Annotated in this window: 20 protein-coding genes; 6 read left to right on the plus strand and 14 right to left on the minus strand. The window is 50.5% G+C overall.

Going from position 1 to position 22,218, the window contains the following annotated elements:
- Positions 1-15: 15 nt before the first annotated feature.
- Positions 16-1,542, minus strand: a complete 1,527-nt coding sequence (locus tag ACYVIC_RS02420) for an amidase family protein (RefSeq protein WP_460856940.1) — start codon at positions 1,540-1,542, stop codon at positions 16-18.
- A 235-nt stretch (positions 1,543-1,777) separates the two neighbouring features.
- Between ACYVIC_RS02420 and ACYVIC_RS02425 the strand changes: the two genes are divergently transcribed.
- Both ACYVIC_RS02425 and ACYVIC_RS02430 read left to right on the plus strand, forming a co-directional pair.
- Positions 1,778-2,269 (plus strand): TIGR03546 family protein, encoded by a 492-nt coding sequence (locus ACYVIC_RS02425; protein WP_460856941.1) that lies wholly within the window; start codon positions 1,778-1,780, stop codon positions 2,267-2,269.
- A 10-nt stretch (positions 2,270-2,279) separates the two neighbouring features.
- Positions 2,280-4,031, plus strand: a complete 1,752-nt coding sequence (locus ACYVIC_RS02430) for a TIGR03545 family protein (protein WP_460856943.1) — start codon at positions 2,280-2,282, stop codon at positions 4,029-4,031.
- A gap of 62 nt (positions 4,032-4,093) precedes the next feature.
- Here the strand turns inward: ACYVIC_RS02430 and rraB are convergent, their stop codons facing one another.
- The 9 genes from rraB to nudF all read right to left on the minus strand — a co-directional run bounded on the left by rraB (position 4,094) and on the right by nudF (position 13,434).
- A complete protein-coding gene (gene rraB, locus ACYVIC_RS02435; RefSeq protein WP_460856945.1) occupies positions 4,094-4,465 on the minus strand; it encodes a ribonuclease E inhibitor RraB in 372 nt (123 codons plus the stop codon).
- Between the two features lie 5 nt (positions 4,466-4,470).
- Positions 4,471-5,220 (minus strand): 1-acylglycerol-3-phosphate O-acyltransferase, encoded by a 750-nt coding sequence (locus tag ACYVIC_RS02440; RefSeq protein WP_460856947.1) that lies wholly within the window; start codon positions 5,218-5,220, stop codon positions 4,471-4,473.
- A 79-nt stretch (positions 5,221-5,299) separates the two neighbouring features.
- Positions 5,300-7,585, minus strand: a complete 2,286-nt coding sequence (parC, locus tag ACYVIC_RS02445) for a DNA topoisomerase IV subunit A (RefSeq protein ID WP_460856949.1) — start codon at positions 7,583-7,585, stop codon at positions 5,300-5,302.
- Positions 7,582-9,006, minus strand: coding sequence for a tetratricopeptide repeat protein (locus ACYVIC_RS02450; protein ID WP_460856950.1), 1,425 nt, complete (start codon positions 9,004-9,006; stop codon positions 7,582-7,584). The genes parC and ACYVIC_RS02450 overlap by 4 nt, the downstream gene beginning before the upstream one ends.
- A gap of 26 nt (positions 9,007-9,032) precedes the next feature.
- The gene (parE, locus tag ACYVIC_RS02455; RefSeq protein WP_460856952.1) at positions 9,033-10,928 is read right to left on the minus strand and encodes a DNA topoisomerase IV subunit B; all 1,896 of its coding nucleotides are present in this window, start codon (positions 10,926-10,928) and stop codon (positions 9,033-9,035) included.
- 75 nt (positions 10,929-11,003) lie between these two features.
- Positions 11,004-11,573 (minus strand): YqiA/YcfP family alpha/beta fold hydrolase, encoded by a 570-nt coding sequence (locus ACYVIC_RS02460; protein ID WP_460856954.1) that lies wholly within the window; start codon positions 11,571-11,573, stop codon positions 11,004-11,006.
- Between the two features lie 28 nt (positions 11,574-11,601).
- Positions 11,602-12,357, minus strand: a complete 756-nt coding sequence (locus ACYVIC_RS02465) for a metallophosphoesterase family protein (RefSeq protein WP_460857224.1) — start codon at positions 12,355-12,357, stop codon at positions 11,602-11,604.
- A complete protein-coding gene (locus ACYVIC_RS02470) occupies positions 12,357-12,797 on the minus strand; it encodes a DUF1249 domain-containing protein (RefSeq protein WP_460856956.1) in 441 nt (146 codons plus the stop codon). The genes ACYVIC_RS02465 and ACYVIC_RS02470 overlap by 1 nt, the downstream gene beginning before the upstream one ends.
- Before the next feature lies 1 nt (position 12,798).
- Entirely contained in the window at positions 12,799-13,434 is a 636-nt protein-coding gene (nudF, locus tag ACYVIC_RS02475) for an ADP-ribose diphosphatase (RefSeq protein WP_460856958.1), read from the minus strand.
- A 119-nt stretch (positions 13,435-13,553) separates the two neighbouring features.
- On the opposite strand from nudF, the gene tolC reads away from it, so the two are divergent.
- On the plus strand, positions 13,554-14,846 hold the full coding sequence (tolC, locus tag ACYVIC_RS02480) for an outer membrane channel protein TolC (protein WP_460856959.1): 1,293 nt from the start codon (positions 13,554-13,556) through the stop codon (positions 14,844-14,846).
- A 134-nt stretch (positions 14,847-14,980) separates the two neighbouring features.
- Here tolC and ACYVIC_RS02485 read toward each other — a convergent pair whose 3' ends face one another.
- Positions 14,981-15,442: a hypothetical protein gene (locus ACYVIC_RS02485; protein WP_460856961.1), complete on the minus strand. Its 462-nt coding sequence runs from the start codon at positions 15,440-15,442 to the stop codon at positions 14,981-14,983.
- Positions 15,443-15,604: 162 nt separating this feature from the next.
- Between ACYVIC_RS02485 and lpxL the strand changes: the two genes are divergently transcribed.
- Together lpxL and ACYVIC_RS02495 are read left to right on the plus strand one after the other, a co-directional pair.
- The gene (lpxL, locus tag ACYVIC_RS02490; RefSeq protein WP_460856963.1) at positions 15,605-16,537 is read left to right on the plus strand and encodes an LpxL/LpxP family Kdo(2)-lipid IV(A) lauroyl/palmitoleoyl acyltransferase; all 933 of its coding nucleotides are present in this window, start codon (positions 15,605-15,607) and stop codon (positions 16,535-16,537) included.
- Between the two features lie 2 nt (positions 16,538-16,539).
- Complete coding sequence (locus tag ACYVIC_RS02495; RefSeq protein ID WP_460856964.1) at positions 16,540-17,130, plus strand: TcpQ domain-containing protein; 591 nt, start codon at positions 16,540-16,542, stop codon at positions 17,128-17,130.
- Here ACYVIC_RS02495 and glnE read toward each other — a convergent pair.
- Both glnE and ACYVIC_RS02505 read right to left on the minus strand, forming a co-directional pair.
- Positions 17,123-19,933, minus strand: coding sequence for a bifunctional [glutamate--ammonia ligase]-adenylyl-L-tyrosine phosphorylase/[glutamate--ammonia-ligase] adenylyltransferase (gene glnE / locus ACYVIC_RS02500; RefSeq protein WP_460856966.1), 2,811 nt, complete (start codon positions 19,931-19,933; stop codon positions 17,123-17,125). The two genes, ACYVIC_RS02495 and glnE, sit on opposite strands and share 8 nt — an antisense overlap.
- A complete protein-coding gene (locus ACYVIC_RS02505) occupies positions 19,920-20,840 on the minus strand; it encodes a CYTH domain-containing protein (protein ID WP_460856968.1) in 921 nt (306 codons plus the stop codon). The genes glnE and ACYVIC_RS02505 overlap by 14 nt, the downstream gene beginning before the upstream one ends.
- A gap of 133 nt (positions 20,841-20,973) precedes the next feature.
- Between ACYVIC_RS02505 and ACYVIC_RS02510 the strand changes: the two genes are divergently transcribed.
- Positions 20,974-21,579 carry a TIGR04211 family SH3 domain-containing protein gene (locus tag ACYVIC_RS02510; protein WP_460856970.1) on the plus strand — a complete coding sequence of 202 codons (606 nt, stop codon included), beginning with the start codon at positions 20,974-20,976 and terminating at the stop codon, positions 21,577-21,579.
- Between the two features lie 22 nt (positions 21,580-21,601).
- Here ACYVIC_RS02510 and ACYVIC_RS02515 read toward each other — a convergent pair whose 3' ends face one another.
- Positions 21,602-22,108, minus strand: a complete 507-nt coding sequence (locus ACYVIC_RS02515; RefSeq protein ID WP_460856972.1) for an Lrp/AsnC ligand binding domain-containing protein — start codon at positions 22,106-22,108, stop codon at positions 21,602-21,604.
- Positions 22,109-22,218: the final 110 nt, after the last annotated feature.

The raw sequence follows: 22,218 nt of genomic DNA on the forward strand, positions 1-22,218 counted from the left end.
AATGCGCCTTTTTATTTACTCGGATGTGGTTAAAAACCCCGGCTTACGGTAACCATCAAGATATCGCTCAACGCTAGCCGCCAGCGATACTAACCGTGGCTCAGACCAGGGTAACCCGACCAGGCTTATACCCAACGGCAAAACGCCATCAAAGGTTGCCGGTACTGTTACCGACGGATAACCCGCCACAGCCGCAGCGGTAGAAGTGCCGAAATTAAACTGGTCACCTTTAACATGGTCTATAGGCCATGCCGGACCATACGAGGGCAAAATAATCGCATCATAGCCTTGTTGCAGGTACTGATTAAGCGCCAGCTCAGCCAACTGCCGGCTTTGCGCAAGTGCGGCAAGATAGTCGGCTTTGTCTTGCTCAAGATCTATCGCCGCTGCCTGTTCCAGGTATTGCTGACCATAAAATGCCAGCGCCGCTTTACCCTGCTGCTGATTAAACGCCACAATTTCTGCCAGAGTGTCTACCGACTCAGGTGCCTGATAGCTTTTTAGCCATTGTTCCAGATCGCGCTTAAATTCATAAATAAGCACTTTAAACTCAGCCTGATACAACTCGCCTGGCAACTGCCAGCTGTCGGCATTAACTACCTCAACACCATCAGCTTGCAGCATTACCGCCAACTGATTAAACATCGGTGCCAAAGCGCGGTTACGTTTATCATAGGCACGGACTAACAACACTTTTTTCGCCTGGCTTGGCACTGTGGCAGCGTGCGCCAAGGGCGCAGACAGTTTGCTACGTGCTTCATCGGTTAACATGGCGTCGAGCAAGAGTGCAGCATCAAACACTCTACGCGCCATCGGCCCGGCGATATCCTGAGCATGCGCAATAGGAATAATACCCTCTCCCGACACGGCACCGCGGCTGGGTTTAATGCCCACTATGCCGTTGATAGCCGCCGGACAGGTAATGGAGCCATCGGTTTCGGTGCCCACCGCCAACAACGTAAAATCTGCCGACACGGCTACGCCGGAACCTGAACTAGAACCACAAGGTGTGTGTGTTAACAGATGCGGGTTTTTAACCTGGCCGCCCAGCGCTGACCAGCCACTGGCCGAACCCTCACCACGAAAGTTGGCCCATTCAGATAAGTTTGTTTTTGCCAGAATCACCGCTCCGGCAGCGCGTAATTGCTGCACCAGCTGCGCATCACGCGGTGTTTTATGGCCTTTGAGCGCTAAGGCACCTGCAGTTGTTGGCATATCATCTGCACTGGCGATGTTAGCTTTTAGCACTACCGGCAGGCCATGCAGGGGGGATAACAGCTGACCCGCGGCGCGCTGTTGATCCAATTGCCGGGCTTGTGCCAGCGCGAGCTGATTAATATCGGCTATTGCCGCCAGTTGGTGTCCGTTTTGATTATTGGCTGCAATCTGTGTCAGATAGTGTCGTACCAACTGCTCGCTACTAAGCTCGCCACGCTGCATCGCATCTAACGCCGTTTTGGCATCTAGCCAGTCTGGCGCTTGTTGTGCTGTCGCAATGCTACTAAACAGCAGCATACTTATCAGGCTTAAACGGCTACGCATAGTTAATTTTCCTTGTTATTATCGCCAGTTAACAGATAGTACGTCAGCTACTGCTAATACTGCGGAAACTTTATCCTACAAAAACCGCTGTTGCCCGCAAAATAACCAACCACTGCAGCGAAAGAGTAAAAACAAGCATTGCATCAACACTTTGTCACGGTTTTGTCCCTGACAAAAGCTGCCGGCACTGTTACCTTATATAACATCATTGAATCACAGCGTTACCGGAGGCCTCATGCTGACCTTGCTGGCTAAAATTCTTAAAGTGTTAAACTCACAAGCTTCGCCGTGGCAAATCGGCTGGGCCATAGCGCTGGGCCTGTTTGCCGGTATTTTGCCCTTTGGTTTGCTTACCTTACTTATCATCTTAATTGTCTGCCTGCTGACCATTAATCTGTCGACCTTTATCGTGGTATGGGGCCTGACTTCCGGCCTGATGTTACTGCTTGCCGCCCCGCTGGAGCGCCTTACCTGGCAATATGCCCAGAGCGACAGCCTGCTGGCGCTGTTAGCCAGCAGTGAAACCCTACAGCTATTTCAGTTACACCATACGCTAACGCTGGGTGCCTTTGTATCAGGTGTATTGCTATTGCTGCCAGTAGCCTGGCTGGCTAAGGTGCTGGTGCAGCAGTACCGCTCACGAGTGATGACCAGCATAGAAAAATGGAAAATCATGCAAATGCTTAAAGCCAGCAAGCTGTTTGCGCTGTATGAAAAACTGAACTAAGGAGCATGGCATGATACGTAAATCAGGATGGTTAGTGTTTATCGTATTTCTGGCCGCATTGCTGGCACTGGTGTATCTGTTTGCCGGCACGGCTGTTCGGCTGGGCATGGTGTATAGCCTGGAAAAAGCTGTCGGCGCAGAAGTCAATATCGATAAAGTATCCGTTGAGCTGGCGCCGTTGGCGCTGCGGGTCAATAACCTGCAAATAACTGATGCTGCCAACCCGGCACACAATAGCATTAGTTTTGGCCATGCCCGGGCAGCGCTTGAGCTGTGGCCAGCACTGCTGGGCTATTATGTGGTTAACGATTTAAACATCGATGGCCTGCAATATGGTGCACAGCGCAGCAACGCCGGGGCGGTGTATCGCACACCTGGCGCCTCAGGCGAAAAGGTTGATCTGGCCAAGCTGCTGCAGGTCGATTTACCCGATGCCGACGAACTTATAGCGCGGGCAAAGTTACAAACGCCGGCCAAAGCCGAAGCATTAAAACAGCTAGCCGCAACAGAGCAACAACAGCTGAAAAGCCTGCAACAGCAATTGCCAAACAAAGATACGCTGGCGCAATATCAAGCTGACATAAAGGCGCTAACCGATAGCAAAATCAGCAATGCGGCCGACTTAGCAACTAAAGCGGAGCAGCTACAGCAACTAAAAACACAACTAACCGCAGAGAAAGACAAACTGCTGGCGGTAAAACAGCAACTGACGCAAAGTAAAGATAAGCTGCAACAAGCCGTAACAGAGCTGAAAACAGCCAGCGCCGCCGACTATAGCAAGGTGCAGCAACTGGCGAATTTAAGCGACGGCGGCCTTGCCGGCATCAGCCAGATTTTACTCGGCGACTTGTGGGCTGAACGCATAACTCAGCTGCAGAGCTTGTATCTGCTGGCCAAACCTTACTTACCAGACAACCTGCCGCAAGGCAGTAACGACAGCCCGACACAGCCCGAAGTGGTATTGCCCAACCGTATTTTGCCGCTGCCAAGCCAGCCCTACCCCAACGTCTGGATTAAGCATGCCCGGGTTAACTGGCTACTCGGCGGTGGTGAGGGCACACTGACATTGCAAGACATTACTGCGCAGCATGCACTGATTAACAGCGCCACTACCTTTGCCCTGGACGTAAAACAGCTACCGCAACTGGCGGCGTTTAACCTAAGCGGCGACTTTGCCATTTTAGAGCAAATGGTAACCAACCTGAACTGGCAACTGGACGGCTTAAACCTCAAGCCAATGACTTTAGGTAAAGGAGACAGTGCACTGGATCTGGCTGCCGGGCTTGTCAGCTCAGGCGGCAAGCTCAACCTGACCGATAACCGTATTACGCAGCAAGCCAATGTCGTACTAAGCGCAGCAAACTTTAACAGCAGTGGTAATAAATACTTGCAGCAACTGGCCGGGCTACTAAACCAGCAACAGCAAATTCCGCTTAACATTGCCGCCACCGGCTTAGTCAGTGCGCCAGATGTAAGCGTTCGCTCCTCGCTGGACAAACTGCTGGGCGATGCGCTGCTGGGTGAAGCGAAACAAAAAGTGGCCGCTTACCAAAACGAGCTACAAGCCAAACTGTATAGTCAGTTACAGAATGGCCTGGCCGGCCAGCAAGATTGGGCCGCGATGTTAACCCAACAGGACGATGAAGTGGCGGATCTTAGCGGCAGTATTGATAGCATGCTCAATGCCAAACTGGCTGATGTTAAAGAGCAAGCCAAAGATAAACTTAAAGACAAACTGCTGAATAAACTCGGTGGTGGTTAAACGCAAATTTATAACCAAAAAGCCGCTGTGTCAGCGGCTTTTTGTAATCATCAGGCAGTAGCTTATTCTTCGTCGTCTTCCAGCTCGAACTCGTCTTCGTCACCTTCAAAATAGGTGCCCCAACCGTCGTATTCTACGTTATGCTTGTGCGCTAGCTGTTCCAGCTTAATGGCATCGGCCACTATGGTTTCAGTAACCAGCGACTGCTCACGAATGGCATCGAATACCCAGGCGTTGCCGCCATCTTCAAACTCGACTTCTTCGGCGTCGGTCACTTCGTAGCCCAATTTAAATAGCTCTACCGCCAGTTTTTCCAGCTTGGCGAAGTCTTTGTCATAAAAGTGGTGTTCAATGGTGTATTGCGCATCCGGATCGCTGCCGTCTTCTAACAAGGCGGCGATGGTGTCTTCAGTAAACTCTTGCCAGTTTTCCATAAAAATTACTCTTTAGCTGTGTTAATGCTGGCAGTGTAGTCGTTGCTTAGTTCGCTATCAAGCGTAGCAATTTGGGCCTGCATCTGCTGGTGCAACTTTTCAGCGAATTGGCGGATATTCATTTGCTCTTTGTCGGGCAAAGGAACCGGCGCCATTAACTGCACTATGACTTTGCCATTGTTCCAGCGGTTAAGTTTAAATTGACCATGGGTACTGCTCATACACACAGGCACCAGGGGCACACCAGCTTCCATAGCAATATGAAACGCGCCCATTTTAAACGGCAGCAGGCCACGGCCGTAGCTGCGGGTGCCCTCGGGGAACATCCACACCGACAAGTTATCGCGCCGGATCCGCTCTGCCGCCGCTAGCATGGTGTTAAGTGCCTTCGACTTATTATTACGATCGATAAGAATATTGCCGCTTAACCAGTACAGCTGGCCAAAAAACGGCACATATTTCAGGCTTTTTTTACCTATGGTGACGGTACGCGGTTCTACAGCATTGCTAATGGTAAATAAATCTAAATTATTCTGATGGTTAGCAACATAGACACAGGGCTGGCCAATATCAGCCCCCTGATACTTACGAATTTCGACCTTAATACCAAATATCCATGAGGCCCAGCCATACCAGTGGGAAAAAATGAATACGTTGTTAGCATGAAATGGCCGCACTAAACACAGCAACAAGCCTGCTATTGTGCTGCCAATAAAAAACAGCACTAATAAAATTAACCGTACTACCGCTATCACCGCATTCTCCAACTGACTGCGCTTACCTGACTGCTTTTACAAAAAGGGCGCCGTAAAAAAGGCGCCCAGTATAACGGCTTTATTCGGTATTGCTGGTTTGATCACTGCCATCGTCAGGCTGATTTACCAGCACTTCGTCAATACGCTGCAGCCCCCGCGGCAACTTATTACCACGTCTGCCACGTTCACCATGGTAGTGCGCTAAATCATCGGCTTTTAACCCCAGCTTACGTTTGCCGGCTACCAGGGTAACACTGCCAGCTGCAGGCACTATTGCCAGCTGGCAAACGTATTCTTCGCGGCTGGCGGCACGGCTTGAGGGTATCGACATCAGTTTATTACCTTTGCCTTTGCTCAGTTTCGGTAAGTCTGCCACTGGAAACACCAGCATTCGCCCTTCGTTAGAAATACACAGCACCACATCAGTATCCGGCTGTTTAATCACCTGCGGCGGTAACACTTTGGCCCCGGTAGGCAAACTCAGTACGGCTTTACCGGCCTTATTGCGGCTGAGTAAATCACTGTATTGCGCAACAAAGCCGTAGCCGGCGTCACTGGCCAATAGCAAGGTTTGCTTCTCATCACCCAGCAGTACGTGATCAAAGCTCTCACCGGCTACTACGGCAAAGCGGCCACTTAACGGCTCGCCCTGGCCGCGGGCTGAGGGTAACTCATGCGCTTCAGTAGCAAAGCTGCGGCCGGACGAGTCAATAAACACTGCCTGCTGGTTTGAGCGTCCGCTGGCGAGTGCTTTAAACGCATCACCGGCTTTGTAGCTTAGAACATTGCCGTCGATATCATGGCCTTTAGCGCAGCGTACCCAACCTTTTTCAGACAACACTACAGTTACCGGTTCGCTGGGCAGCAGCTCTTTTTCACTTAACGCTTTGGCTTCACCACGTTGCACCAGCGGGCTTCTGCGCTCATCACCGTATTTCTCTGCATCGGCAAGCAGTTCATCGCGAATAAGCTTAGTGAGCTTTTTTTCCGAGCCTAAAATGGCTTCAAGTTTGTCGCGTTCTTTGGCAAGCTCATCTTGCTCGCCGCGAATTTTCATTTCTTCCAGTTTGGCCAGGTGGCGTAACTTCAGCTCTAAAATCGCCTCAGCCTGGCGCTCGGTAATACCAAAGAAAGCGATAAGTTCAGCTTTAGGTTCATCAAAGGTACGGATAATCCGGATAACGTCGTCGATATTTAAAAAGGCAATTAACAAGCCGTCTAACACGTGCAGCCGGTCCAGTACCTTGTTAAGCCGGTACTGCAACCGCCTGCGCACGATATCGCGGCGAAACACCAGCCACTCACTTAAAATACCCTGCAGGTTTTTCACCCGCGGCCGGTTGTCCAGCCCGAGAATATTCAGGTTAACCCGATAGCTTCTTTCCAGATCTGTGGTAGCAAATAAGTGTTGCATCAGCTGGTCTACGTCAATCCGGTTTGAACGCGGCACGATCACAATACGCGTCGGGTTTTCATGATCTGACTCATCGCGTAAGTCACTGACCATCGGCAGCTTTTTCGCCTGCATTTGGGCGGCAATTTGCTCCAGGATCTTGGCACCAGAGGTTTGATGCGGCAGCGCAGTAATGACAATATCGCCATCTTCCTGGCTAAAAATAGCACGCATTTTAACACTGCCACGGCCGGTTTCATAAATGGCCGCCAGGTCAGCCGCCGGGCTGATAATCTCCGCATCGGTTGGATAATCCGGCGCTTTAACATAGTGCATTAAATCGGCGACACTGCACTGTGGGTTATCCAGCAACGCAGCACAAGCCAGTGCTACTTCACGCACATTGTGCGGCGGAATATCAGTGGCCATACCTACGGCAATACCGGTAATGCCATTTAACAAAATGTGCGGTAGGCGGGCAGGTAACACTTTGGGCTCGTCTAGTGTGCCATCAAAGTTTGGCACCCAGTCGGCTGTGCCGGCACCGAGTTCAGACAGCAGTACTTCAGAGAAGCGCGACAACTTGGCTTCGGTGTAACGCATAGCAGCAAAGGATTTAGGATCATCCGGCGCGCCCCAGTTGCCCTGACCGTCTACCAGCGGATAGCGGTAAGAAAATGGCTGAGCCATCAACACCATCGCTTCGTAGCACGCGCTGTCGCCATGCGGGTGAAACTTACCCAACACGTCACCGACGGTACGAGCCGACTTTTTATATTTTGCCAGATGCGACAAACCCAACTCTGACATAGCATACACAATGCGCCGCTGCACCGGCTTTAAGCCATCACCAATGTGCGGTAGAGCCCGGTCCATAATGACGTACATCGAATAGTTCAGATAGGCTTCTTCGGTAAAACGGCGCAGCGCCAGCTGCTCGGTGCCGTCTTGTGCGATCACTGTCTCGGTCATGCGTTGTCCTGTTGCCCGGCTGAGTCTGCAGCCTGATTAAGAAATTTTTGTTTACGTCTGGTTAGCTGCCACAGCAACAGCACCAGTAACACCAGCGTACTGCAGCCTAAAATAGCCAGCCACAATAGTTGAATTTTCTGTTCGCGTTCAGCTTCGCTCAACCGCAGCGCTTTTAATTCGTTGTCTTGCTGCAATAAGCGGGTTTGCTGCTGTTGGCGCTCTTGATCAAAGCTCAGCCGCAACTGCTCAAACGCCAATTCGTTTTCTTTGTTGCGGGCGTCCTGGAACACAAAAATAAAGTCATGCAGCTGCTGATAGGCTTTGTCGTATTCGCCTTGCTCGGCCAGCAGTCGGGCTTTTAGGTACCAGACGTTTAACCGGGTTGGGCTATCGGCTTCTATGCCCTCTTCTGTCAGCCGCTGCTCTGCCAGTATCACCTGCTGCATTGCCAGTGATGTTTGTTTAATCTTCTGAAAAATTTGGGCTTTTTCAAAGTGATGGGTGGACAAATGCGATTTTGATTGTAACTGCGGTAAATACTGTTCGGCCTTGGCAATATAGGACAAAGCGGCATTTGCCCGGCCACTGTCACTACTGGCAATTGCCAGCCCCAGATAAGCATGGTACAGATTTATCTGATCCTGCACTTGCAAGCTTTTCTGCAGCATAGCGTTATAGGTTTGCAACGCCTGATCAAATTGCTCGATATAGCTGTAAGTGCGCGCCAGATTAAACAATACGGTAATTTGCTCTTTTTGCCAGCCCAGTTGCTCGTAGGCCACAAGCGCCTGTTTTAACAGGCTGATAGCCTCTTGCTCATACGCCAGAGACGCATAGAGTAAACCCAGCTCAGACATCACTTCAGCGCTGACTTCTGCATCATTTAACGTCTGAGCGCGTTGATAAGTATCTTTAAGCAACGCCAGCGCCTGTTGCATATTATTCCGGCTACTTAAAATAGCGGCGTGATTAATCTGGCCATACAGGATGTATTTTTCGTTTTCCAGATGTGTCGCCAGCGTAATGCCATCTAAATAATGCTGCAAAGCAGCCTGGTAATCGGCCTGCATCTCGCGGGCAAAGCCAAGCTCATACAGCAATTTAACCTTTAACAACAAGGGGTTATCGCCCAGCTCTGCCAGCCCTTGTTCTGCCGCTTGTTGTTGTTCCTGGTGCCGGCCTAAAATACCTAATAGCGCGGCGTGCTGATAACGGGCATTGGCACGTTGCTCAGTGGTAAGCAAGGCTAACTCAGCCTGATACTGGTCAAACAATGCCAGCATGGCTTCCGGCTGCTGACGCTTATCTGCTGCCACCTGCGCCAGCCATTGCGGTTGTGCCGCCACGATATTGGCTGCCAGCAACAAAGTGCCCAGCAGCAATACCGTTAACAACCCTTTGGCGTTAAGATTTGTTTTCACTGTCGACTAACCTTGTGTTTAGTATGCTATACCGCCAGCGCGGCCTTATCACCTTTTAGCTCGAGCCAGTCACGCCGGTCAGTCGCACGTTTTTTTGCCAACAGCATATCCATAACCTCCAGTGTTTGCGCAACATCGTCAATGGTTAACTGCACCAGACGGCGGGTGTTGGGATCCATAGTGGTTTCGCGCAGTTGCAGCGGGTTCATTTCGCCCAGGCCTTTAAAGCGCTGCACATTCACCTTACCGCGCTTTTTCTCGGCTTCTATGCGGTCTAAAGTGCCATTTTTTTCATCTTCGTCCAAGGCGTAATACACGTCTTTGCCAATATCTATGCGATACAACGGCGGCATAGCGACATAAACATGGCCCGCTTCTACCAGGGTGCGGAAATGCCGCATAAACAGCGCACATAATAAGGTAGCTATATGCAAACCATCCGAGTCGGCATCGGCCAGGATACAAATTTTGCCATAGCGAAGTGTCGACAGATCGTTGCTGTCCGGGTCAATACCAATGGCCACGGAGATATCATGCACTTCTTGTGAGGCCAGGATCTGGCCGGAGTCGACTTCCCAGGTGTTGAGAATTTTACCGCGCAACGGCATCACCGCCTGAAATTCCCGATTACGCGCCTGTTTGGCACTGCCACCGGCCGAGTCACCCTCTACCAGAAACAACTCGGTCTGGTTTAAATCTTGTGCCGAACAGTCAGCCAGTTTGCCGGGTAATGCCGGGCCTGAGGTCACTTTTTTCCGCACCACCTTTTTTGCCGCTTTTAGCCGCTTTTGTGCGTTGTTAATGCAAAAATCAGCCAGGCTTTCGGCGATATCGGTATGCTCATTTAACCACAGGCTAAAGGCATCTTTCACTATGCCAGCGACGAAAGCGGCCGACTGGCGCGACGACAACCGCTCTTTAGTTTGGCCGGCAAATTGTGGGTCTTGCATTTTCAGCGACAGGATATAACTGCAACGATCCCAGATATCTTCCGGCGATAGTTTAATACCGCGCGGTAACAAATTACGAAATTCACAAAATTCGCGCAGGGCTTCCAGTAACCCCTGGCGCAAACCATTCACATGAGTACCGCCTTGTGCCGTCGGTATCAGGTTAACGTAGCTTTCAGTCACCAGTTCGCCGCCCTCAGGCAACCACAGCAGCGCCCACTCTACCGCTTCAGTGCTGGCAGAAAAAACGCCGGTAAACGGCTGCTCTGGCAGGCAAATACTGTCTTTTACCGATTCTGCCAGATAATCTTTAATGCCATTTTGGTAACACCACTGATACTGCTGCTGATTAACCTTGTCGTTAAAACTCACCGTTAAGCCAGGGCACAGTACTGCCTTGGCTTTTAGCACATGCAACATGCGGCTGACAGAAAACTTAGGCGAGTCAAAATACGATGGCGTTGGCCAAAACCTTACCCGGCTGCCGGTATTACGCTTGCCAACTGTGCCGGTAATGCTTAGCTCTGATACCTTATTACCGTGCTCAAATGCCATTTCATACACATTGCCATCGCGACGCACCGTTACGTCAACCCGGCTCGACAACGCATTAACCACCGAAATGCCCACACCATGCAAGCCACCGGAGAACTGATAGTTTTTATTAGAAAATTTACCACCGGCATGCAAACGGCAGAAAATCAGTTCGACACCGCTAACTCCTTCTTCCGGGTGAATATCTACCGGCATACCGCGGCCGTTGTCGATAACCTCCAGCGATTGATCTTCGTGTAAAATCACCTGCACGGTATCGGCATGGCCGGCCAGGGCTTCATCAACACTGTTGTCAATCACTTCCTGGCCCAAATGATTTGGCCGGGTGGTATCGGTATACATACCGGGGCGACGCTGCACGGGCTCAAGGCCGGTTAGCACTTCAATGGAGTCGGCGTTGTACTGTTGTGATGTCATAATCTCGGTCATTCGCTAAAGCATTAAGCGCCCGGTTACGCAACTTGGTAATAACTTACTCAAATTGGCAAAGGGTTACGCAAGTTGGCAAAAGCGGGCAATGGTATGCAGCTCATCGGCATAACCGATATAGCTGTGGTCGCCCCCTTCGCGCAATGTTATGTTGGCGCCACGATAGTAATCCAGCGCAAGTCGGTAATCTAACACTTCATCACCGCTTTGCAACAGCAGCAGGTAATTCTCTGGTTGTTGTATCACGCCTGGCATCAGTTGTTGCAGGCTGTGCATCTGCTGCGCAGTGACATCGAAATGCTGCTGCAACACCGGATGATAGTAGCGCCCGAGGTGTTGATGCAATACCTTGTGCGGTGCCACTGCCGGGTTAATTAAACAGGCGCGGCAGGCACGCTCTTCAGCAATACAGGTTGCCAGAAAACCTCCAAGCGAACTGCCAATTAAGGCAACATCGTCCGCTTTACCAAGCTGTTGGCGGATCAGTGCAAGCGCACTGATTGGCTCGTAGGGTAAATCCAGCGCAGTATAATCTACCTTTGGGTAATACTGATGAAAAAATGCAGTGGTCAGCCGGGCTTTTTCTGATTGCGACGAGCTGGCAAAGCCATGCAGGTAAATAACTTTCTTCATTTAATCTAATTGTACTCACTGTCTGAACTTATAACTGTCTAAACTGCCAGCTAACTTCGCCGCCTGGCCCGAAGTACCAGTCGCACCATTGCGGACCAGCATCGTAGGTTTGCCAATCTGCAGTAGCCCTAAACTGCACTGAGCTAGCCGGGCAACCAACTATAGTTACCCCCTGATGCTGTGTCTGATAGGCATAGTGGGCGTGGCCATGCGCTATGCCGCGAATGCCCGTGCTGGCGCTAATACTCTGCCATAAGCGCCCGGCATCCTGCTGGCCATGTTTATCAATAAAACAATTAAGCGGCAACGGATGATGATGGCAAAACAGCCAAATATCGCTTGCAACGCTTCGTTGCATTTGCCGGGCTAACCATTGTTGCTCTGTGGCATGAAAAGCACCAGCCGGAGTGTCGCCTTTGCTGTTTAGCAGGGCAATAAGCCAGTTGCTCAGTATAAGGCTGCGCTCAGCGCGAAACGGTGTTTGCTCAGCCAGCGCGGCCAACATAGCCATGTCGTCGTGATTTCCCGGCGTAACAAATACCGGGCATTGCAGTGGCCTAAGCAACTGTGCCAGCAATTGATAAGATGCAGCTGTATGATCTTGTGTTAGATCGCCGGTTAGCAACACAGCATCCGGTTGCTCTGCCAGCAGCTGCTGCACTATTGCGGCCAAATGCCGCGCCGGTTGCACCTGCTGATACCAGCCGTCTTCATCTGCCAGCAAGTGGCAATCGGTAATTTGTGCAAGCCGGTACTGCGCCCTGACCGGAAAAACATACTGCATCAACTAAAGGCCAACTCTTTATTTATATAGCCCTGGCCGGCACAAAGCTTTAGCCAGTCACGCAGCAGCAGGTTAATTTGTTGCTTTTCATCCGGCAACAGCATGTCAGTATTGGGATAATCGTACCGCGCTTTAAAGCGGCTGATATGCTGGCAAGATAATACTTCAGCCAGTTGGGCGTCATGGTACAAGCGCACCACAAAACCAGGCCGGAACAGCGCATGGTTTGTTTGTAACAATTCAATGCGTAACGTCGTGGTAAAAGGCGCAACGTCAGTAACGCTTACGCGGTAGCAGTGTTGCAGGTTTATGCTGATGTCGGTACTCTGCCCGGCTGCAGTATCAGCCGACAGGTAGCGGTTAAGCTGAGCATAATTGCGCTCGCACAGCGCCAGAAAATCTGGCAACACCGGCACATACTTATTACGCTTAAGCCACACGTTAGGCCCCCCAGGCTGCTTTAACTTTATCCAGATTAAGTGCCAACCACTGCAGGGCAATGACGCTGGCGGCGTTATCTATCTTTTGTTCAGCCAGCAATTGCATGGCCTGCTCACGCGCTAATACATGTACCTTTATATCTTCATGCTCCTGTGCCAAACCAAATACACCTGTTTGCACCGGTGCGGTTAACCGCCCCAAGAACAGTTGGATCCGCTCGGTAGTGCCACCGGGGCTGGACAAGTAGCTTAGCATAGGCCAAAGCTCGGTCATTGTTAAGCCGGCTTCTTCTTGTGCTTCACGCTGCGCCACCTGTGCCGGCGTTTCACCCGGGTCTATCATGCCGGCGATAGCTTCGAGCAGCCACGGGCTGGCGCTGCTGCTCATAGCGCCAAGGCGGAATTGCTCAATTAACACCAGCTCATCGGTGGCCGCATTGTAAGGCAATACCACAACCGCATGGCCGCGCTCGAAAATTTCCCGCTGCATTGGCTCACTCCAGCCACCGTTAAACAGTTTATGACGCAAGCTATAGCGGTCAAGCCGGAAAAAACCCTGAAAAACCGTGGTTTTATCGATAATCTCCACATCTTCAGCGCCAAATGCCGGATACTGCGCTATGTTCAATTTCGTCATAAATGTGCTCACATTCTGTTACACTCTTGCGGGTAACTTTACGGTTTAATGATTACTTAGTTTACCGTAACAGAGTAATATTCGTGCAATTTCCTTTAGTCTGGCCAGGATTGGTAATAATGAAAAAGACGTTAATCAGCACCTTATTCGCATCATCATTCGGTTTGTTTAGCTTGCCTATTTACGCAGCAGACCTGCAAGAAGTTTATCAGTTAGCCACGCAAAAAGACCCAACGGTTTTGCGTGCCGCAGCCACCCGCGATGCAGCAGCCCTGCGTATTGATGTGCAGCGCGCAAAATTGTTACCCAACATTACTGCTTCCGCCGGTTTTGGCCGTGACGACAGAGCCAGTAGTAGTTTTGACGCACCCAATGCCACATCTGCAAGCGTGACATTACAACAATCTTTGTTTAGCTGGGAGAATTGGAACAACCTGTCCCGCGCCGAGCAGTCCGCCTTGCAGTTACAAACCACCTATGACAGTGAAATGCAAAACCTGATTGTAAGGGTTACCGACGCCTATTTTAATGTGCTGCGTGCGGTAGATGGTTTAGGCTTTGCGCAGGCAGAAAAACGCTCTATTGAGCGCCAGCTAGAGCAAACCAAACAACGCTTTAAAGTAGGTTTAACGGCTATCACCGATGTTCACGAAGCTCAGGCCCAGTTTGACAGTGCGCAGGCACGGGAAATCGGCGCTGAGAATGAACTGGAAAACGCGCGCGAGTTTTTACGCGAAATTACCGGTCAGTACCATGAAGACTTAGCCCAACTGAATACCGATAAGTTTGCCCCTGGTGCACCAACTCCAACAGCGATACAAAGCTGGGTAACCTTAGCCCAGGACAATAATCTGGTATTAAAAAGCCAGCGCTTATTACTGCAGATTGCCGATAAAGATATTGAACTGGCCAGAGCAGGCCATTATCCAACGCTGGGGTTAACTGCAAAACTGGGTACAGGCAAGGCTTCAGGTGCTGATCGCATAGATAACAGTTCTTTTGGTCTCGAACTGAAAGTACCAGTATACAGCGGTGGCGGTGTATCTGCCGGGGTAGAAGTCGCCAAAGCCAACTACGTAGAAGTAAGCCAAACGCTGGAGTTAAACCACCGCGCGGTAATTCGTCAGGTTCGTAGCTCTTTTAATAGCGTTAATGCGCTTATTTCATCTATCCGGGCCTTAGAACAAGCGGTAGTGTCGGCAGAAAGTGCGTTAAACGCTACTGAAGCCGGTTTTGAGGTGGGTACCCGTACTATCGTCGACGTGCTGCAAAGCACCCGCAACCTGTTTGAAGCCCGTCGTAACCTGTCAAGTGCCCGCTATGACTACATCACTGCGGTATTACAGTTACGCCAGGCTGCTGGTAATTTAACTGAGCAAGACTTACTGGCAATTAACAATAGTCTTAAGTAAACACTACGCCAGTATGTCAGGCTTCACTTGCAGTGAAGCCGCTTCGTTTTCAGTGCAATATAAAAATATTCACGCCAGTAATAATAAAACACCTCTCTAAGTATTTAGCTCAGAAAGGTGTTTTAAGTTTTAGTTTATGGGATTTGGCAGCCTTCGCACAACGGGATCCAAACGCGTTCTTCTCTGCAAGATCCTGGCACAACCTCAGTACGGCTAGTAGTTCTATTCAGATGAGATGTACTTGCAAGCCCAATCCAACCGGATAAATGTATCCATTCAGCTGGCGGATAGACGTATCTGTTGGTAGCAGAGTCCCAGTAAGATGGCGCTTGATAAAACTTAGATGTACTAGTATACATTTGTGATGAACAGGCGACATGGCCATTTTTCACTTCACTTGACGTTGTCCATTCAGAAAGAAACCTACCATTGTGGAACGTCTGAAGAGACCCACTGTAAGTGCACAACGTATAAGGTTCATTGGTTTGAACCGTGCGATAATCGCATACTTCGCGATATTCCCAGTAGCCATTTTGAGCAGAAGCAAAAAATGGTAAAGCGGTAGCAACTAAAATAAGCAGTTTATTTTTTAACATTTAGACCTCAGAAAAGTTATATTAGGCAATTTAATGTAGCAATTATTACTTTAAGGTCAATACTGTTACTTTTTACAGCCTGCTTATCCTCCTACCAGTTTTCTCTGTCCCTGCGGTGGTTTTTCGCTACAATAGCGCATTAATTTACACTGAGGGTTTCATGTGGTTCAGGCTCCGCAGTTTAGCTGGCGTTTTTTGTTGCCCAAATATTGGTTGTTATGGCTTGGTGCTGCCTTACTGTGGCTAATCAGCTGGTTACCTTATCCGGCTTTAATGTGGCTGGGCCAAAGTTTTGGCCGCTTGCTATATAAAGTAATGAAATCGCGAGCAAAAGTAGCGCGGCGCAATATTGAGCTGTGCTTTCCGCAGCAAAGCGCCAGTGAGCGGGAAAACCTGGTTAAGCGTAACTTTGAAGAAACCGGTAAAGCGTTGTTCGATACCGTGATTGGTTGGTGGTGGCCAGGTTGGCGTTTTCGTAAGTTGGCTCATTTTAAAGGTTACCAACATATACAGTCGGCACTGGATGAAGGCAAAGGCGTATTGTTACTGGCGGCGCATTTTTTGCACCTGGAAGCGGCCGGGCGAGTATTTGGTTTAACCCATCCCAGCGTTGGCTTTTACCGGCCGCACAATAACCCGCTGATGGACTATCTGCAGTATCATGGCCGCAACCGGTCTAACAAGTATATGATTGGCAAACGCGACGTAAAAGGCCTTATCATGGCGTTAAACCAGGGCGAAGTGTGCTTTTATCTGCCGGATCAAGATTATGGCCGCAATCGCAGCGAATTTGTGCCTTTCTTTGCCGTGCCAGATGCTGCAACTACCACCGGTACACTATTATTTGCCAATGCCGCTAACTGTGTGGTGTTGCCTATTATTACCAGCCGGCTTGGTAATAACCGCGGCTATCAGGTTGAGGCATTACCAGCGTTGTCGCCCTTTCCTACCGGCGACGATAAGGCCGATGTCAGCCGGGTAAACCAATGGGTAGAGCAAGCCGTGCTGCGCCATCCCGAACAATATATGTGGTTACACCGGCGCTTTAAAACCCGGCCCGACGCGTCGGCGCCGTCACTGTACAAAGGAGCTTAAGTATGTGGTTCTGGATCCGCAACATTGTACTGTTAGTGCTGCTGGGTGGCATGGCGTATTTGCTCATTACGAAACCAGATTTTCTGATCCGCAAAGATACGGCTAATAAAGCTGCTGATAGTTTCAGCGAATTTTATGGCAAAATCCGTGGCTCGATTGCAGATGGTGCCAAACAGTTGTCTGAATTTAGAATAAACCTGCCAGACACCAGTGATAAGCTAACAGGTCAGTTAGTACAACGTGGCAAAGTGACAGTGCCCGGCAATAAAAACTGGCGCGGGCAGGTTACAGACCGCAGGTTTCGCGAAGGGGATACAGTAAAAAACAAACTGACTGAATATGCCCGGGCAGAAGGGCTAGAGCTGTATTGGACGTTGCCGCGCGACTATGTCGTTAAACATTATTTTCAGACTGACACGACATTAATAGAAACGCTGCATGAAGTGGCTATGGCTATAGCACCGGATTTCAGCTCGCCGGTGCTGGCTTATTACTGCCCGTTGGAGCGAGCAGCAGTGATTACCGACAAAGCCAATGCACATCTGAAGCAATTTTGTATTACCGCAGACACGCCACCCGCCAAGCCTAGATAAGCGGCGCGAAAAATAAGCGTTGCCATACGTTCTCTACCACAACCTTTGCCTGCTGCAATTCATCCTGCGCCGGCAAGGTTGCCGGCGCCAGAGTCTGGCGATGGCCGGCACCACGTAATAGCTGATAAGCCTGCTGCAATTGCAATACCTCTTCTGCCGGCAACAAACCACTTTGGGCCGCGGCTTCCAAAATACGGATATTATCGCTGTACTGGTACAATGCCGGGTGCTTTACACCATAAGCCAACACCAGATATTGACTGATAAATTCCAGATCAATGATACCACCGGCACTGTGCTTGGGATCGTCGGTTGTGGCACCATGGTGCTGCCGGAGTTTTTGCCGCATTTGCAGCACATCATCTTTTAGCTTGTCCGGTACCCGGCTAAGACAAAGAATTTGCTGGCGTATTTCACTAAAGCGTTGGCATAACGCTGTGCTGCCATAAATCGCCCGGGCTCGTACCAGCGCCTGATGTTCCCAGGTCCAGGCTTGTTGCTCTAAATACTCGCCATAGGTCTCAATATGAATAGCCAGTAAGCCGGAATTGCCTGATGGTCGCAGTCTGGTATCAACCTCATACAATACGCCGCTGCTAGTACGCGTAGTACACAGGTGCAATACACGCTGCACCAGTTTTAAGTAAAATTGCATGGCATCTATGCTGCGATCACCGTCGGTACTAGCCTGGCTGCTGCAATTGTGCACAAACACCAGATCCAGATCTGAACCATAGCCCAGCTCCAGCCCACCCAGCTTGCCATAGGCAATAACGGCCAGGCCTTTATCCTCGGCACTGCACTGCACAGGCGCTCCATAACGCGCTGTCATCTGCTGCCAGGCCAGCTCAACTACCTGCGTCACTATGGCCTCTGCCAGCCAGGTGAGATGGTCGCTGACTTTCATCAGTGGCAGCACACCTGTAATATCAGCCGCAGCAATACGCAGTTGCTGCGCCTGCTTATACTGACGCAGGGTTTCCATTTGCAGCTCAAGGTCGGCCGGATCTACCCGCAACATGTGTTGCTGTAAGCGAGCCGTATAATCGGCCTGGCTGGCTATCTGGTACAGCTGTGCCGGGTCAATCAGCTCGTCCAGCAACATCGGATAACGCGCCAGCTGTTCTGCCAGCCAACCGCTGCGGTTACACAGTAATACCAGTTGCTGCAACGCCGCCGTGTTTTCAAACAGCAACTCAAGATAAGCGGTACGGGTTACAATCTGGCCAAACACTAGCAACACCCGGTTTAACACGGCGACATGGCATTGTTGCTGTTGCAGTATATGCAGCAGCAACGGGACCAGCTTAGCCAGATAGTCACGCCCGCGCGGGCCGACACTGCGTTTCTGACAATCTTGCCGGAATTGTTGCAACTGTTGAATTAACGCGGTTGCGTCGGCTTCATCCAGCCAGTCTAGCTGGGATGCCAGCTCCTGAGCATTTTGCTCGCTGTCCCAAATCAGTTTACCCAGGCTAACGTCCTGGGCATCAGGTTCTTCGCCGTTATCTATCACCAATTTAAATTGCTGATGGATACGTTGCATCGCCTGCTCAATTAACGATTGTAACCGCGGCCAGCTATCAACCGACAAGGCTCTGAGCAGTTGCTCGCGCAGCAGTGGCTGCTGTGGCAGGGTTTGGGTTTGTTTATCGTCAAGCCCCTGCAGGGCTTGCTCTACCTGGCGCAACCACAAATAGTCGGCACGCAGCTGGGCAACCTGATCCGAGGTTAAAATAAGCTCTGCCTGCAGCACATCCAGCGCGCGCAATAAAGACTGCTGCTGCAATGCCGGAATTCTGCCACCACGGATTAACTGCAGTGTTTGCACCACAAACTCCACTTCACGAATACCACCGGCACCAAGCTTAATATTGTCACGGCGGTTTAGACGGCGGTTTTCCTGTTCAATTTGCTGTTTCATCCGCCGCAACGATTCAATAGCCGAAAAATCAATATAACGCCGATAGATAAAAGGCCGCAGTAGCTGCTGTAACTCAGCGCTGTGTCTGCCATCCGGATTTAGTACCCGCGCTTTTAGCATGGCGTAGCGCTCCCATTCGCGGCCTTGCTCCTGATAGTAATCTTCCATGGCAGCAAAGCTCATAACCAGCGGGCCGCTATCGCCAAAAGGCCGTAGCCGCATATCAACGCGGTAAACAAAACCATCCGCAGTAACCTGATGCAGCGCGGCAATCACTTTTTGCCCCAGCCGGGTAAAAAACTGCTGGTGCTCACAACTGCGCCTACCGCCCTGGGTGTCACCATTGGCCGGATAAGTAAAAATAAGGTCAATGTCAGAAGAGAAATTTAACTCGCCACCGCCAAGTTTACCCATGCCTAATATAAGTAGCGGCATTGGCTGTCCGGCTTCGTCCAGGGGGGTGCCCCATTGTGCCGCGAGTTGCTGATAAGCCCACTGATAAGCGGCATTTATAAGTACATCGGCCAACTGTGATACCTGAGCCAGGCTGGACGTAACAGGTTGTAACTGCAGAATATCAGCCGCCAGAATGCGGCACAGTTGAGCATTACGATACTGACGCAGGCGGGCAAATACCGCCGCTTCATTGGCAACGTCCAACTGCGACATCACATCTATATTTTGCAGTAATGCTGCGCTGAGGCAGTCAATGTCAGTAAAGCTGGCCAGCAGCTCAGGCTGCTGCATTAGAGTGCGGTTGATAAAATCGCTGGCACTGAGTAGTCGCTGCAGCACAGCCAATGCCGCTTGTGATAAGCCAGCGGTATTGTGTTGGCTTAACCGCTGCGCCAGCACTGAATTAATTTCAGCCGTCGGCATTGCTCGCTCCTGTATCTGCCAAAAATAACTGCTGTGTCAGTTGTAGCAGCAACAGGTTATAGTCTGCCATGGCAAACACATCGCGTTGTTGCCCAAGCTGTTGCGCCAATGATGCGGCATGGGCCGCAGCGCTATCCTGTTGCTGCGCCAACAATCCTTGCAGCTTAGTCATAGCTGCTGCGGCTGCCGCCAGCGCCAAAACTGACGGTGCCCTGGTGTAGCAAACCTCGGCTTGTTGCAACGCCGTCAATTGTGCAGCCAAAGTATTGGCCGTGTTTTGTGGTAACGTTGGCTTGGCCCCTGCCGCCAGTAAATAACCTCGCGCCGCTTTACTTAAAAAACCCGTGCGTAGCGGTAAAGCCGTGATCAGCTGTCGCGCCAGCACAAATAACTGCGCAGCATTGCCACTGATAAATTCCAGCTCCAGTTCAGCGATGGCTTCGCTCTGGTTCGCCGCACGAACTTCACCACTGTCGTACACCAGCTCAATAACGCTGCCATCAGCACACAGTAATTGCCAGCTATGGCGGTGAAAATCGGTGCGAAACAACTCGGTTAGCTGCAACTGCAACTGCTCGACATCTGTACCTGCTGGCCAGATTGTACTGTCAAAAGCGCTCAGCTGCGGTGTCACACTGCTGCAGGGTAAATTATATTCCGGCCGCAGTTGCATAGCACCATGCTGCTTACCGGCCAGTTTTAAGGTTTGCTCAAAGTGCCCGCGCTTTTGCCTGCTACGCAGGCCCATATCATGGCGGCGAAACCAACGCCCGGTAGTATCAAAATAAGCGTTAAGTAAACCAGTGCTGTCCTGACTGTTGATTCTCCCCAATTGGGGCAGCATCGTTATTAATTGCGACAAAAATGCCCCTGGCAGGGCAAACTTCAGCTCTAGTTCAGTACTCATCTGCTACTCTGTGTGCTTAGGTGGCAGCACAAAAATGCTGCATCGTTTTAAACCTTGTCAATTGCGGCGCAACTCCCTATCATCCAAGAGATTGTCCGCAATGATGTTTTATAAGAATAAGCTCAGGATACCTATGTTCAGATTAATTAAAAGCACCCTGTTGGTAATAATTTCTGCCGTCAGCTTATGTATCAGCCAGCCGGTGCAGGCCCAGGACAACAGTAAGCCTGCTTTTATCAGTGACGCACTGGTGGTTTATTTACATTCTGGCCCCAGCAATCAGTACCGTATTGTCGGTACCGTCAACGCCGGACAAAGCGTGACATACCTTGCCGAGGACAGCGAAACCGGTTATGCCCAAGTGCAGTATGAAGCGAATAAAACCGGTTGGTTACCAAAAGAATATGTCACTTATACGCCTGGGCTGGTCACTCAGTTGCAAAATCTGCAGCAGGAGTATGCCGGCAGCAATGAACGGATCCTGCAACTCGAGCAACAGCGAGACCAGCTAAATGGCCAACTTAATCAGGCAGTCACCGAACGCCAGACAGCGTTGGAACAACTGGAACAAGCGAACCGTGCTTACGAGCAGTTAAAGACCCAGCTGGAAAATACCCAGACTTCGATCTGGGAAAAGCCGATGGTACTGGGTGCATTTATTCTGCTGGGTGGCTTGTTGTTGGGCCTGCTATTACCCTTATTACTACCCAAACGCCGCGGTGGCGATCGCTGGATGTAACAACAAAGCGCTGATATAACACTTAGCCCACCGCCGGTGGGCTTTCCTGCGTTTTTACCGGTAAGCCGGTGTCACTTTTAACCTGTTCAATCACCACATAAGTATGCGTTTGCGCTACGCCGGGCAGGTCAACAATCATCGCCAGTATAGAGCGATAAGCGTCCATGCTGGGCAAGCGTAGCTTTAATAAATAGTCAAAGCCGCCGGCTACCATGTGGCACTCGGCCACTTGCGGTATTTTTACTACCGCATCTCGAAATTGATCAAATACCTCGCTGGTGGTGCGATCCAGCGTCACCTGAATAAAGGCCGCGGTGCCAAGCCCCATTTTGCCGGCGTTTAACCTGGCACCATAGCCTTCAATATACCCTTCTTTCTCCAGCCGTTTTACCCTGTCAATACAGGGGCTGGCGCTTAAATTAACTTTTTTAGCCAGATCAACGTTGGCTATACGGCCATCGCGCTGCAGTGTATCCAGAATACTGATATCTATCCGGTCCAGGCCTTTACTTTTTACAGGTGTACTCATGGCAGCAACTTTTCTGGTTTTGGTTGATATTGGCAGAATTATATAGGGTTAACGCGAAAAAATAACCACCCTATGCGGCCGACTTTTCACTAGAATGCCGCTTTGTCAAA

The sequence above is a fragment of the Rheinheimera gaetbuli genome (genome assembly GCF_054781935.1).

What these genes read in the sequence shown, in the direction of transcription:
- ACYVIC_RS02420 (WP_460856940.1), bottom strand. Translation starts at nt 1,542, where the DNA reads ATGCGTAGCCGTTTAAGCCTGATAAGTATGCTGCTGTTTAGTAGCATT.
- ACYVIC_RS02425 (WP_460856941.1), top strand. Translation starts at nt 1,778, where the DNA reads ATGCTGACCTTGCTGGCTAAAATTCTTAAAGTGTTAAACTCACAAGCT.
- ACYVIC_RS02430 (WP_460856943.1), top strand. Translation starts at nt 2,280, where the DNA reads ATGATACGTAAATCAGGATGGTTAGTGTTTATCGTATTTCTGGCCGCA.
- rraB (WP_460856945.1), bottom strand. Translation starts at nt 4,465, where the DNA reads ATGGAAAACTGGCAAGAGTTTACTGAAGACACCATCGCCGCCTTGTTA.
- parC (WP_460856949.1), bottom strand. Translation starts at nt 7,585, where the DNA reads ATGACCGAGACAGTGATCGCACAAGACGGCACCGAGCAGCTGGCGCTG.
- parE (WP_460856952.1), bottom strand. Translation starts at nt 10,928, where the DNA reads ATGACATCACAACAGTACAACGCCGACTCCATTGAAGTGCTAACCGGC.
- ACYVIC_RS02460 (WP_460856954.1), bottom strand. Translation starts at nt 11,573, where the DNA reads ATGAAGAAAGTTATTTACCTGCATGGCTTTGCCAGCTCGTCGCAATCA.
- ACYVIC_RS02465 (WP_460857224.1), bottom strand. Translation starts at nt 12,357, where the DNA reads ATGCAGTATGTTTTTCCGGTCAGGGCGCAGTACCGGCTTGCACAAATT.
- nudF (WP_460856958.1), bottom strand. Translation starts at nt 13,434, where the DNA reads ATGACGAAATTGAACATAGCGCAGTATCCGGCATTTGGCGCTGAAGAT.
- tolC (WP_460856959.1), top strand. Translation starts at nt 13,554, where the DNA reads ATGAAAAAGACGTTAATCAGCACCTTATTCGCATCATCATTCGGTTTG.
- ACYVIC_RS02485 (WP_460856961.1), bottom strand. Translation starts at nt 15,442, where the DNA reads ATGTTAAAAAATAAACTGCTTATTTTAGTTGCTACCGCTTTACCATTT.
- ACYVIC_RS02495 (WP_460856964.1), top strand. Translation starts at nt 16,540, where the DNA reads ATGTGGTTCTGGATCCGCAACATTGTACTGTTAGTGCTGCTGGGTGGC.
- glnE (WP_460856966.1), bottom strand. Translation starts at nt 19,933, where the DNA reads ATGCCGACGGCTGAAATTAATTCAGTGCTGGCGCAGCGGTTAAGCCAA.
- ACYVIC_RS02505 (WP_460856968.1), bottom strand. Translation starts at nt 20,840, where the DNA reads ATGAGTACTGAACTAGAGCTGAAGTTTGCCCTGCCAGGGGCATTTTTG.
- ACYVIC_RS02510 (WP_460856970.1), top strand. Translation starts at nt 20,974, where the DNA reads ATGTTCAGATTAATTAAAAGCACCCTGTTGGTAATAATTTCTGCCGTC.
- ACYVIC_RS02515 (WP_460856972.1), bottom strand. Translation starts at nt 22,108, where the DNA reads ATGAGTACACCTGTAAAAAGTAAAGGCCTGGACCGGATAGATATCAGT.